Genomic DNA, 12,690 nt, shown 5'->3' on the forward strand with positions numbered 1-12,690 from the left:
ACCCATGAAAAGGACGCTGTTAATCAGCCGACAAGCGCCTTACCAGAGCCACTTGGCCAGAGGCGCGCTGGACGCCGCTCTCGCTGCCGCAGTATTCGAACAGGATGTTACCCTGCTGTTCATGGATGACGGCCTCTGGCAGCTTCTCGACGGGCAGCAGCCTGACGCTGCCTACACTAAAAGTCTGGAAAAAACTCTGCGTTCGCTAAACCTGTATGATCTGGAAAAGTTGTATTTTGAGCAGGCCGCCGCGGTTGCCAGAGGCCTCAGCAGCGAGGATTTTTGCGTCCCGTGTGAGCCTGTTACTGACACCGCCAGCTTCATCGACTCATTTGACGTGATCTGGAGCTTTTAACATGCTGCTGCATACCGTAAACCAGAGCCCTATCACTAGCACTGCATGGCAAAGCGCACTGAACTCCCTGCTCCCGGGCGCGCACATTTTACTGTTGGAGGATGGGGTGTACGCCGCCGTCGCTGGCACTGCCGCTGCCGATCAGTTGTTAGCACTGAACGACGTACACTGCCACGTACTAGCCGCTGACGCAGCTACCCGCGGTATTACTCATAAGCTCGCCGAGGGCATAGAACTGATCAGCTATCAGGATTTCGTCAACTTGAGCACTGAATGTCACGCCGTACAGAGCTGGTATTAGGCCGTGATAACGCTGCCGCCCGAGCGGTTCGATAAAGAGGGTTTCCTGCGTGACCTGAACGCTTGGTCTCCAGCCGTCGCAAAACAAATTGCCGCTGCCGAGGATATAGCATTGTCAGATGAACACTGGGAAGTTATCGAATTATTGCGCCGCTATTATCAGGAGTTTGAAGCCTCGCCGGCGATGCGCGCTTTGGTTAAATATACTCGTATTCATTTGGGAGACGACAAGGGTCGCAGCATTTATCTGCTGCGTCTATTCCCTGGTAGCCCGGCCAAGCTGGGCAGCAAGATCGCGGGACTGCCAAAACCGGAAAACTGTCTATGAGTGACACTGTAGTTAAGCAGGAACACGCTTTTGCCCAGTATGTCCGAATCCTCGGCAAGGGCAAAACCGGTACGCGTAATTTGCAGCGTGAGGAAGCCCGCGACGCTTTTAGAATGATGCTAACCGGCAACGCTGAACCGCTACAGATAGGTGCTTTTCTAATGCTGCTGCGGGTTAAAGAAGAATCTGGCGAGGAGTTGGCCGGCTTCGTTGATGCCTGCCGTGACGTTATGGGTTTTGTACCGCGCCCGCAGGAAGTGGATCTTGACTGGTCGAGCTATGCGGGCAAGAAAAATCAGCAACCTTGGTATCTGCTCAGCGCCCTGCTGCTGGCGGCTAATGGTATCAAAGTCTGTATACACGGCGCTGATGGGCATACGCCGGGCAGAGTGTATACCGGCCCAGTACTCGAGCGCCTGGGCATCAAAGCTGCTAACTCGATCCAGCAGGCTCAGGAACATCTGCGCGAGCGTAATTTTGCCTGGCTGCCATTGGCCAACTTTTGCCCGCAGCTGCATGAAATGATGCAGTACAGGCATTTACTGGGGCTGCGCTCGCCAGTGAACACCCTGGCTCGACTGCTCAACCCATTGGGTGCCAACAGCAGTATTCAGAGTGTATTTCACCCCGCTTATGCGCGCCTGCACCTGGAGGGCGACGCGCTACTGCAGCAGCCTGCAAGCCTGGTTTTCAAAGGTGAAGGCGGAGAAGTGGAAATTAAACCCCACGCGACAACCGACTGCCAAATGCAACGTATGGGAACTGACGCATCGTTTAGTTGGCAGCGCAGTTTGCCGCAAAAACCTGAATCAGAGAGTTTGCTTGGAAGCGCTGCATTGAAACAGCTGTGGCGCGACGATGACGGTCAGGAGCGCTATCGCTATGGCCGACTGGCTACGGTGCACACGGCCGCTGTCGCGCTGCTATTGCTAGACCGCGCCAGCGATCAGCAACAAGCCCTGCAACTCGCCACTGACTGGTGGCAACAACGTGAGCGTAACCGATGGTAGCTCTTTCTGCCTTTCAACCACACAACTACGATGCGCTGCTTCAGTCTAAGCGTGAGCATCTGGAACAGCTTCTCGCGCCTTTCTCGGTGCCAGCCACTAAGGTGTTTGATTCACCGCCTGACAGCTTTCGGATGCGCGCCGAGTTTCGAATCTGGCACGACGGCGATGACATGTTCTATGCCATGTTTGATCCCGGTCGGCCTCGCGATCCATTGCGCGTGGATACGTTCCCCATCGCCAGCCAACGCATCCAGACAGCGATGCAGCCACTGCTCGACAAGCTACTGGCAAATCCTGAACTGCGTCGTAAACTGTTCCAGGTAGAGTTCCTGTCGACGCAGACAGACCAGCTACTCATCACGCTGATCTATCATCGCCAACTGGACGACACATGGCAGGAACAAGCGGCGCATCTGGAGACTGCACTCGATGCCAAGGTAATTGGCAGAGCGCGAAAACAGCGCTTGGTCTTAAGCCAGGACTACGTGGATGAACAACTAACCATAGGCCGGCGGGTATTCCATTATAGGCAGTTTGAACAGGGTTTCACCCAGCCGAATGCCAACGTCAATAGCAAGATGATCGAATGGGCTTGCGAACAAGCCAGGGGCTGCAGCGGAGATTTGCTGGAGCTATACTGCGGCAACGGCAATTTCACGCTGCCATTGGCGGGTCATTTCGACAAAGTGCTCGCAACGGAAGTGTCAAAAGCGTCAATGAACTCCGCTCGATTCAATCAGCAGCGCAACAACATCAATAATCTGGAACTGGTGAGGCTAGCCGCAGAAGAAGTGGTGGAGGCGCTAGCCGGCGCGCGGCCGTTTCGGCGTCTGGCTCATCTTGAGAATGGACTCGCAGGATACAATTTCGGAACCGTATTCGTTGACCCACCGCGGGCCGGACTGGACGCTGCCACGGAAAAGCTGGTGAGCCAATTTGACAATATTATTTATATATCATGCAATCCAGTAACACTGGCTGGGAACCTTGAAAGCATCTGTAGAACCCATAGTGTGCAGGCATGTGCCCTCTTCGACCAGTTCCCTTACACACAGCATGTGGAATGCGGCGTACTCTTACAGCGTCGCTAGACCTTAATGCCAAACTCTAGCAGGGCACGCCCCAGCGTTTCGTCCAAGCGCTCGCAGTCCTCTTCGCGCACGTCTATCAGCCGCAGCTGATGCTGCTGATAGAGAGCCTGCTTCTTTAGCTTCATGGTCAGCCGCTCTTTACTCTCTTGCTGCAACCAGCATTCAATATAGACATGTGCTGAAGGCAGGTAGAAATCAGCGTAATACTCTTCCTCAACCGGAAGCGCGCGATGACAGGCATGAGTGAGCTGCGCCAGATAAAGCCAGTTGCAGACCTGCAGTTCCAGTGGAGTCACCAACAGATGTCCATCCAGTCCTTCGCTAGGCGTACTTTCGACCTTGCTAAACAGGTCATCACCGGCACCATCAGCCTCGATGACCAGACCGGCGTCGGACTGCTTGATGAGCTCACGGTGAATGACTGGATGGTCAACAAAATCATGTGGCCAGGTGACATAATAAGCACCACTTTCTGCACTCTCTTGCTGCTGGCCGCCGAGCTGTTTGCCCCTGGCAGTCAATTCCCAACCCAGAATGCTGTGCATCTGTAAGCCAAGTTCAGCCAGTGAACGGTTAATCTGGCGCGGATGCAGGCGCGTATAGTAGCGCTGCATTTCGCTGGCGGTTATGCGCTGATTGGATTCGAGAGCCGCCAACAGGGGATGTTTATCCAGCGTGGGCGGCCACACAATATAACGCCCATAGCGATGGCTCTCTACATACTCACCGCCTTCAAACTCGCCCTTGGGTGTCAATACCCAGGCGTCGTCAACACGGCGTATCCAGCCGTAGTCTTTTAGCGTCGCAAACAATTGCTGTACCGACAGGTCCAGCACTTTGGCCATACCAGTGGTTGAAATTTTCTTGTCGGGATCTTCACTCATAAGGGGTTGACCCGGCATAAGCCGGGTTAGTCTGCAGATTCCTGATAACGTTGATCCAGTGCCTGGTAGAGACGATCGGCATAGTCTGCAGCTTCAGCGTCAAGCTCTGCTGCCAACTCCACCAGATGCTCATTATCTTCTCTACCAAGCCACAGCTTCCGATAGCTGCCGTCTTTATAGCCATTATCCTGACGGAAGAAGTTCAGTACATTTTTGCCGACATAACTGCGATACAGCGATTCAAAACTCATCTCTGCGGCCGTGAGGAGGTCCCAAAAAGCTGTCACCGAAAAGCCCTTTGTATTCAAACTGGCAGCCGCGAGTCGCTCCGTGGCCTCGCGCACGTCAATAATGGCTGGCTCATAGCCTTGCAGCTCAACGACGATAGCCGCAGCAATTTCATCACTGCTCTGCTGCTGTCGAAACATGGCACTCATACCAAAATGCCAGATGTCCACAATCTCTAAACGAACCTGCTCAATATCCGGATTCTGCTGCTTCCACCATTTGTAACCGTAGTGATCCATCAGTTCGCCACACTCGATCCAGACAGCGCGATACCACTCAAAATTTTGATCAATCCAGCTTTCATGAACGCGTGTATTCATACGGTGCTGCATTTCCAGCATATTGATCAGAGCTTGTTTCATAGTGTCCTCAAGGGCTCGATTTGGCGGCAATTTGATGCGCGAGCATAGCAGCGCACAGCAGTCGACACCAGCTACGTCAAAGCTATTGCGCGGGCGCGGCTGGTGGGTCCTGCTGCAGGTTTACTTGCAAGGGCTGACTCGTATCCAGATGCACGTCGCGCTGCGGAAAGGCAACCACGATACCCTCTTCCTGAAATAGCGTATTAACCGACTGACGCACTTCGCTGGCCGTCACCAGGCGCTTGTCGACGCTACCCAGAAAACAGCGCAGCACCAACTTCAGGGAGTTGTCGCCAAAGTCGTCAAAGGTAACAAAAGGCTGAGGATCTTCTAACACCAGAGGATGGCTCTTGCCTGCCTGCACAGCGAGCTCCATTGCACGCTTAAGGTTCGTACCATAGGCAACCCCGGCTACCACTTCAAAGCGGGTAACCTGGTCACTCAACGACCAATTCAGCAGCCGCCCGGTAATAAACTCCTTGTTGGGCACCAGTAGCTCGCGCCGGTCAAAATCTCGAATGGTGGTTGCACGCATTCTAATACGGGTGACGACTCCAGAAGTCTCTCCCACCGTAACGGTGTCACCCACTCTTATCGGCTGCTCAAAAAGTAAGATAAGACCACTAATAAAGTTGGCGACAATCTCCTGTAATCCAAACCCAATACCAACACTCAGTGCTGCGACAGCCCATTGAATTTGCGACCAGGCGAACCCCAGCATGCCCAGCACACTCATGAATACCCCCGCAATCAACACATAGCTAAACAGCGTTGAAACCGCATAAATAGCTCCAGCGGACATGGTTGTTTGTTGCTGTAGCAATAGTTCCAACAGTCCGGGAATGCGTTTAACCGCAACATAGCCTAGAAACGCGACTAACAGAGCAATGCCAAAATCTGCCAGAGTTACCGGAAGTATCGTATCGATGCCCTCCAGCTTCTCCGTATAGGTCCACAATTCTACATCGTTAAGAATGCCGAGCGCCGGCAACACCTCGCGCCAAACCGTGAGTACCCCGAAGACAGCGCCGATGAGAAGAAAGGCACTAAGCAATTTCCGTCCATCTGCATCTATCGTGTCCGGGTCCAACTCGACACGCTGAGGAGTCTCCTGCTCCTCTTCCTCAGGATTCTCCGCTGCCAAAGCGGCTGCAACCTCGACCTCCTCCCGCTCGCGCTTAATCATTCTCATTCGTAACAAACGTAGCCAACGCACACCAAACTCGTGCGCAATCAGGAGCGCCGCAAAAATACCGATGGTTAAAAGCATCAGTACTAAAAATTCGGTAGCGGTGCCGCTATAGCCCAACAGCATCAATAGGATCAGCGCACAAGGCACACCTATGAGAAACAACCTAGCCGCACGCGCCCAGATACTGCGTCGCGTATTACCAGAGGTGGCAAGCAGCGTATCTAGTCGAGATTCTACAAAGTTGGGCAGGCGCGCGAAGAATATGGCCAGCGCAACTTGTGCGGTTATCAACATAAGGGCGACAAACATGTTGTCAGCCTCGGTTAGACTTAACCGGTTGGCCAAAATGGCCAACAGTACGGTAGGTACAAACACCTGTTCCAGTGCGGTAAGACGCCTTCTGATGACCTGAATAGTACTAATTGACCAGTGGAAGTGGCGCACGGCCAAGCCATTATCCAGTACCAGATGACGCAGAATTTCCATACCAAAAAAGTAGTAACTGACTCGTTCAAGCGCAAACGACAGTGGCAATGCCACCGATGAATCTGGAGCGAGACCCCTCAGTGCCAGACCCAAGACCAGGAACAAGAACGGCCAGCGCAGTGCGAGCACTACCGTTATGATCAGACCCTGAAAGGTAGACATGAGCGTGTCTTGCTCGACATTGCCGACGCTCTCGCCCGTAGCCTCCAACCGTTGAAGCAGCCAACGCCTGCTGCGAAATAGAATGGCACTAACCAAAAATAGCAACAGCAGCCCTATCGACCCCGCTATATGCGCGGGCAGCAACACTAGCATCTTCCACCACTGGGTTGGTTCAAATACTTGCCAGGCTTCCCGAGGTAACTTCTCCAGCTTGGCCAGCGACAGCGGTGAGTCGGTTCTAATCCAGAGTAAGCGTTCAGATATAAACTTGCTGTAGCTGTCGGCCGACTTTTTTAGCCTTCGCGATGAAAAATCCAACTCTCCCAGCGTTCGTAAGTAGCTCTCTTCACCATCTATTGCTGCGATGATCAGATCACGCCGGGCTAACAACAGCTGACGGATCTCCGGGTCCAGGCTGCTTCGTTCGGCGTCACTCAGCCCCTCAGTGATCAGCCTGATTTGATCATTCATATTGTGATTGTCGCGGCGCTGCTCTTCGTACTCGATTTGGCGCAGGCTCGAATCCGCAATCATTTGTTCACGCTCTGACGCGGAGTAGCTGGCTTGACGACGCCTCGGGAACTGGTTTTTTTGTTCACTGAGTATGCGGCCTAGCGCCTGCGACATTCCCACAACTTGAAGCTTGCGCTCCAACGCCTGCAAGTCCGACTCATAGCGATCGGCGCCTGCACGCGCACTCTGTTCCGCCTCGCGTATTTTCTCCAGTTCAGTCGCCACCTGCGCTGAACGGGTGGTTAAGTGGGTATTTTCTTCAGCCAGCTTGAGTAACAAAGGGTCGCGACCCTGCAGTTCTTGCTCAGCAGATTTTGCGGCGTCAGCGGCTTTCTCAGCTTCTCCCTGACGCAACTTGATAACAAGGCTTTCATGCATTTTCACTGCGTCGCTAAGTCTGGCAATGTCGAAATTGGCACGATCTTTCTGGGCCTTCAACAGCTCCTGCCGCATAGGCCTGCTCAGCTGCTCTGCATCAAGCATAGCCAGTTCCGCAGTCGTATTATCAAGCTGCGCTTTTAGCAACCAGCGCCCCTCACGGTCCTGAAGAGAGTCGGACAGCGGCGCTGCGTTGAATTGATCATTAAGGCTATTCTGCTCTAAAGCTAGTGCAGTCATTCGCTGGCGAATTTCACCGGGACGGGATGTTTCTCGTTGCAACTGATTATCTAAATCTGCAGCCTGAGTTTGCACGGCCGCCAATTCAGCCTTGTCCTGCTGCAAGCTTGCCTCCGCCTGACCCAAGCTTATGCCTGAGACTACCCCCTCAACACTGCTTGAAGCGCTATTGGCCTCGTTCAGCTCAGCCTTGATTCTCGCGGCGTCGGCGGAAGCTGTAGCCAGCAGTTTCTCATAGCTACTGCGTTTGGCTTTAAAGTTTGCGGTGAACTTGATCAGGCTTTCGACCTGATTTAAGGACGCCAGCAGACGCTCCTTCTCGGCGGCTTCGAGGTCGCTTGCACCTTCTATCTGCGATCGTGCCGCCTTCAACTGCTCCGCGGAAAGTTCCGACCCGGACGTTATAGCCGTTTGCGCCATAGAGGTGGCCGGCAGCAGGAAAAAAAGGCATATGAACACTACTTTTAGTTGTGGGCGCACGAGAGGCTCCGTAGACAGGTTTGATGAGTGCATAGTAGGCAAATTTGTGCCGTATATCGATATAGAAATGTACCCATATGGGCGACCGCCATAGACACGTGAATGTGGTAGGGTTTGCCTGTGAAAGCTACCCTACCAATACCTACCAGAGCCGCTGCTATAATCGCGTTTGCAATATTGACGGTGGCCTGCAGCACGGCGCCCGTTACCGTGGTTGAGTCGGAGCCCGAGACAACGATTGCCACATCGACATTGCCGCCTGATGACGTTGGCTCCGTTCCCGCACCGGAGCCAATTGTGATAGTGGAGCCCTGCCCCATTACGCTTGACGACATGTTGCTGGTAGGAGAAGTTGAGCATGTGTTGGTGGGCGCAGAGCAGATATTATTGCAGGCACGCATAGACACTGGAGCCAAAACAACATCGCTGGACGTGTCTGATATCGAGTACTTCGAGCGCGACGGCGAACGCTGGGTACAATTTGCCGTCGCTGACCCGAGTACCGCGACAAGCCAAATACTGCAACGGCCTTTTAAGCGCAAAGTACGCATAAAGCGTCACGGGGATGAGTCGCAGCCACGCCCGATAGTCACTTTAATCATCAGCATGGGAAATTTATCACGGGAGGTTGAAGTCAGCCTGACGGATCGCAGCGGCTTTCGCTACCCGGTGCTGATAGGTCGTAACTTTCTGGATGACGAGGCGTTAGTCGATGTCAGCCGCAAATTTGTGGCAACGGATTCAGACTGAAATGAGGCGGCCATGAACCCGGGCAGGCAAATTGTAGCGCTGGTCGCGCTGCTGGTGATAGCGGGTGTTTCCTTGGTCTGGTACAAGCATCAGGTACTTGGCTTTCCCCTCTTGGCCAGTGAATCACAGACGCTGTGGAAGATTGAAGCAACGCTGAAGTTCGATGCACTGGGCGGACCGGTTACGGCCAGCATCAATTTGCCGGACGCGGTCGTCGGGCGCAGCGACGTATTTACCGAACAAATGGCGCCAGGCTACCAATTCGCCATCGTCGATCAGGACAACAACAGTATTGCTCAGTGGCGCCACGCTGACCCACCAGAGGGTGCCCAGGTGCTTTATTTGCGTTCCGAAATATTCTTCAATGAATTGGGGCCGCTCACAGAGGCGCCGGCGCCGGTGCCGGTAACACCTCACTTAATCGGCCTGGAGGCACGGGGTTTTGCTGACGCGCGCCAAATTCTCGCGGCCATGGATCTCGAGCCAGCTGCGCTAGTAGAAACGATTCTACGAGAAATCAACAGCCCCCAGAGTGCCTGGCTCGGTCTACTCTTGCGCGACCGCAGTCGGCGAGCAGATAAAGTTCAACTTGCCGCAGACCTACTGGCCTTTCAGGGCATAGCTGCACGCGTGATAAGAGGCGTGGAACTAATCGACAGACAACGTGGGCGCAGCGCTAGATTTATGCTCAAAGTTTGGCAGGACAATGCCTGGCAACTCTATGACGCGAAGTCTGCAACCGCACTACCATGGACCAAGTTTATTGAATTTCAGCAAGGTGAGCAGGCGCTCTTTGAAGTTTTTGGTGGCGAGAAATCAGAGTTATCATTTGCCGTCGTCAGCGAAGAGCGTGCGGCCTTTGTCAACGCGGTGGAAAATGCACGGAACCATAGCAGTTGGCTGGTCGATTTTTCAATTTATAGCTTACCCGTGGCGCAGCAGAGCACCTTCAAGCTGCTATTGCTGATTCCGCTGGGCGCGCTGGTGGTGGTGATACTGCGAAATCTGGTTGGCATAAGAACCTCGGGGACGTTTATGCCGATTCTTATTGCACTGAGTTTTTTACAAACTTCGCTGCTACCTGGCCTGATGTTGTTCCTCTTGGTAGTCGGGACTGGATTGCTGGTGCGTTCCTATATGTCGCGACTTAACCTGCTATTGGTGCCGCGCATCGCCGCGGTACTCGTGTTTGTCATTATTTTGTATGCCGCCATCGGCATTGCCGCGCATAAGCTGGGCTTTGACTGGGGCGCCAAAGTGACGTTTTTCCCGATGATTATTTTGTCATGGACCATTGAACGCATGTCTATCTTGTGGGATGAAGACGGCGCCAGAGAGGTGTTCATACAAGGCGGCGGAAGCCTCGTAACAGCGTCCGTAGCCTACTTGTTAATGAATAGCCAAACAGTGTCTGATGCGATTTTCCTTTACCCGGAAATGCTATTGATTGTTTTGGCAATCATTATTGCCATTGGCAGCTACAGCGGCTACCGCTTATCTGACTTGCGCCGTTTCCAGCCCATGGAGCGTTATTAGTGCTGGGGTTCGCCTCTCCATTAAGACTAAGGCGCATGGGTGTTGTCGGCATGAACCGTCGCAACGTGCGCTATATAGCACCCAACAATGCCCGTAGCCTGTATCCACTGGTAGACAACAAGCTCAAGACCAAACTGCTATGTGATGAACACGGTATCGCGGTACCGCGCCTCCTCGGCGTGTGCCGCTTTCAGCACCACCTGCGGGAGTTGGATGAGTTTTTACACGAACACCCCTCCTTTGTGATTAAACCCGCCAAGGGCAGCGGCGGCAAAGGGATTGTGGTGGTGAGCAGTCGCCAGGGGCGCAATTTTCAAAAGCCAAGCGGCGAGCAGATAACGATTCAGTCCATCAAGCGGCACACTTCCAATACGCTCAGTGGCTTGTACAGCCTGGGCGGAAAACCCGATGTCGCTATCATCGAAGAGATGGTCCAGTTTACCGATGACTTTGCAGACTTTTCCTTTGAAGGTGTACCGGACGTACGGGTGATTGTCTATCGCGGTTATCCGGTCATGGCCATGATGCGATTGTCTACCCACGCCTCCGACGGCAAAGCCAATTTGCATCAGGGCGCCGTAGGAGTTGGTATAGACCTGGCTTCAGGTCGCGCGCTCCAAGGCGTGCAGCACGGACACCTGATAACCCACCATCCCGATACCGAGCGGCGCCTGTCAGAGCTTGTTGTGCCGCAGTGGAGCGATTTACTGGAACTGGCTGCTCGTAGTTATGAAGTGACCGGACTCGGCTATATTGGTGCAGATATTGTTATAGACCGCGCACGCGGACCGCTGTTGCTGGAGCTGAATGCTCGGCCGGGGCTTGCTATACAAATGGCAAATGGTAAAGGCTTAGAACCGCGTGTCGGACTGGCCGAACAACGCGCCAATGATTACCCTGATGGTCGGCAGGAGTCAGCGTCAGATCGAGTACTGTACGCGACGGAAAGTATTGCCGCCCTATAGACCCAATACTCTGGAGTAGCAACGCTGGAGCTGATCTGAAATCACGGGCTATGTCCCTGATTAGTAACAATCTCCGGGGGAAGCCGTCTAATGAAAGCACCTGTCCATAGCACACTCAGCCTTCTGCTCGTGACCGCAGCCATCAGCATTGCTGGTTGTAACACCAGCACCGAATCCATCAGTCCTGCGATGGACTGATTTCAGGCCATCCAGTTGCAACAAGAAGTCGCTAATATCGGCCATGCGCTGACACAAAGGTAGATCTCCCGATGCCTTATACAGCGGTACTTGGGGTAAGCCTATTGCTCGTAGTGGCTAAGCACTGATCCCAAAATGCTCGAGGGCACGCTGCGCGATTGCCGCTCCATACTCCTGCACAAAATGTCCGGCTTCAGGCACTTTTAACGGCTCAGGACAATTTTTGATCAGACCACGAAGAGCTTCCATCGGGCCTTCGCCCAAGACTCCGTCACGCATACCGATGGCCATAAAGCTGCTTCCGGACCACTCCTTTGACCAGAACTCACGAGCCCGCAAACCGTGCTCGATGCCGCTCATGCCCGGTTCAACCGGCACCAATTGCGGAAAGCGCCTGACACCTGCTTTATAGCGGTTATCCGGGAATGGTGCATCGTAAGCCAGTGCATCCATGAGGTTAACCGCTTCCAGCGCATCACTAGCAAACATACCGCTAATAGGTATCTCTGGAGCTCTCGCGGCAAAGCCTTTCCACCTGGCAAACCCCTCCGACAGTGGCTCGCCAATCGGAATAGCCGTATTCATCACTAACAGGCGCTTAAAGCGACCAGGCATGTCCATCGGTAAGGTCAGACCCAAAATTCCGCCCCAGTCCTGACACACCAACGTGATATTGGTTAAATCCAGCTGTTCAATCAATCGCAACAGACTGTCGCGGTGAAAATCAAAGGTGTAGACCGCATCATCTACGGGCTTATCAGAGCGACCAAAACCGAACAGGTCCGGCACCACCGCGCGATGCCCGGCGCTACAAAAAACCGGTATCATTTTACGATACAGATAGCTCCAGGCCGGTTCACCGTGCAGGCACAGAAAAACCTCTTCTGTTGAATCACCCTCGTCAATATAAGCCATTCTGAGTGAATCATAGCCGGGCAGTGAATCGGTATAGTTAGGCTCGTAGGGAAAAGCCGGTAACAGTGAGAATCGCTCCTTAGGGGTTCGTAAGGCTTGGATCGACATTGGATACCTCGTTCAATGGCCGGCTTAACCGGTGCTGGTGGATTAGGCACCTGCCTTTGCGTTAAGAAAAGATGACCGCTACGCCAGTTATGGTCGCTATAGCCTTAAGCATTTTGGCAGCAAAAGCAGTGAAATGCCTACTATAACCA

12 protein-coding genes are annotated in these 12,690 nt (G+C 53.5%); 8 read left to right on the forward strand and 4 right to left on the reverse strand.

Features of this window, described 5'->3' with window-relative positions; genetic code table 11:
• The first annotated feature begins 4 nt into the window (after positions 1-4).
• The 5 genes from tusC to trmA are packed head-to-tail and all read left to right on the forward strand — an operon-like array spanning position 5 to position 3,084.
• On the forward strand, positions 5-355 hold the full coding sequence (gene tusC, locus EYC98_RS10985; protein WP_279245389.1) for a sulfurtransferase complex subunit TusC: 351 nt from the start codon (positions 5-7) through the stop codon (positions 353-355).
• Between the two features lies 1 nt (position 356).
• Entirely contained in the window at positions 357-656 is a 300-nt protein-coding gene (gene tusB, locus EYC98_RS10990; protein WP_279245390.1) for a sulfurtransferase complex subunit TusB, read from the forward strand.
• Positions 657-659: 3 nt separating this feature from the next.
• Positions 660-983 carry a TusE/DsrC/DsvC family sulfur relay protein gene (locus EYC98_RS10995; protein ID WP_279245391.1) on the forward strand — a complete coding sequence of 108 codons (324 nt, stop codon included), beginning with the start codon at positions 660-662 and terminating at the stop codon, positions 981-983.
• Positions 980-1,993, forward strand: a complete 1,014-nt coding sequence (locus EYC98_RS11000; protein WP_279245392.1) for a glycosyl transferase family protein — start codon at positions 980-982, stop codon at positions 1,991-1,993. Before EYC98_RS10995 ends, EYC98_RS11000 begins: the two co-directional genes overlap by 4 nt.
• A complete protein-coding gene (gene trmA / locus EYC98_RS11005) occupies positions 1,987-3,084 on the forward strand; it encodes a tRNA (uridine(54)-C5)-methyltransferase TrmA (protein WP_279245393.1) in 1,098 nt (365 codons plus the stop codon). The genes EYC98_RS11000 and trmA overlap by 7 nt, the downstream gene beginning before the upstream one ends.
• Here the strand turns inward: trmA and EYC98_RS11010 are convergent.
• The 3 genes from EYC98_RS11010 to EYC98_RS11020 form a co-directional block, all read right to left on the reverse strand.
• Entirely contained in the window at positions 3,081-3,968 is an 888-nt protein-coding gene (locus tag EYC98_RS11010) for a hypothetical protein (RefSeq protein ID WP_279245394.1), read from the reverse strand. The two genes, trmA and EYC98_RS11010, sit on opposite strands and share 4 nt — an antisense overlap.
• 26 nt (positions 3,969-3,994) lie before the next feature.
• On the reverse strand, positions 3,995-4,618 hold the full coding sequence (locus EYC98_RS11015; protein WP_279245395.1) for a dUTP diphosphatase: 624 nt from the start codon (positions 4,616-4,618) through the stop codon (positions 3,995-3,997).
• 82 nt (positions 4,619-4,700) lie between these two features.
• A complete protein-coding gene (locus tag EYC98_RS11020; RefSeq protein ID WP_279245396.1) occupies positions 4,701-8,069 on the reverse strand; it encodes a mechanosensitive ion channel domain-containing protein in 3,369 nt (1,122 codons plus the stop codon).
• A gap of 120 nt (positions 8,070-8,189) precedes the next feature.
• Here EYC98_RS11020 and EYC98_RS11025 point away from each other — a divergent pair, with 120 nt between their 5' ends.
• Genes EYC98_RS11025 through EYC98_RS11035 form a run of 3 tightly spaced genes read left to right on the forward strand, consistent with a single transcriptional unit; the run spans position 8,190 to position 11,320 of the window.
• A complete protein-coding gene (locus EYC98_RS11025; protein WP_279245397.1) occupies positions 8,190-8,819 on the forward strand; it encodes an ATP-dependent zinc protease family protein in 630 nt (209 codons plus the stop codon).
• 12 nt (positions 8,820-8,831) lie between these two features.
• On the forward strand, positions 8,832-10,355 hold the full coding sequence (locus tag EYC98_RS11030) for a UUP1 family membrane protein (protein ID WP_279245398.1): 1,524 nt from the start codon (positions 8,832-8,834) through the stop codon (positions 10,353-10,355).
• Positions 10,355-11,320 carry an alpha-L-glutamate ligase-like protein gene (locus EYC98_RS11035; protein ID WP_279245399.1) on the forward strand — a complete coding sequence of 322 codons (966 nt, stop codon included), beginning with the start codon at positions 10,355-10,357 and terminating at the stop codon, positions 11,318-11,320. The genes EYC98_RS11030 and EYC98_RS11035 overlap by 1 nt, the downstream gene beginning before the upstream one ends.
• Before the next feature lie 315 nt (positions 11,321-11,635).
• On the opposite strand, the gene EYC98_RS11040 is transcribed toward EYC98_RS11035, so the two are convergent.
• Entirely contained in the window at positions 11,636-12,541 is a 906-nt protein-coding gene (locus tag EYC98_RS11040) for a haloalkane dehalogenase (RefSeq protein ID WP_279245400.1), read from the reverse strand.
• Positions 12,542-12,690 lie beyond the last annotated feature (149 nt).

The sequence above is a fragment of the Candidatus Litorirhabdus singularis genome, from assembly GCF_026262625.1.
GTDB lineage: Bacteria > Pseudomonadota > Gammaproteobacteria > Pseudomonadales > Halieaceae > Litorirhabdus > Litorirhabdus singularis.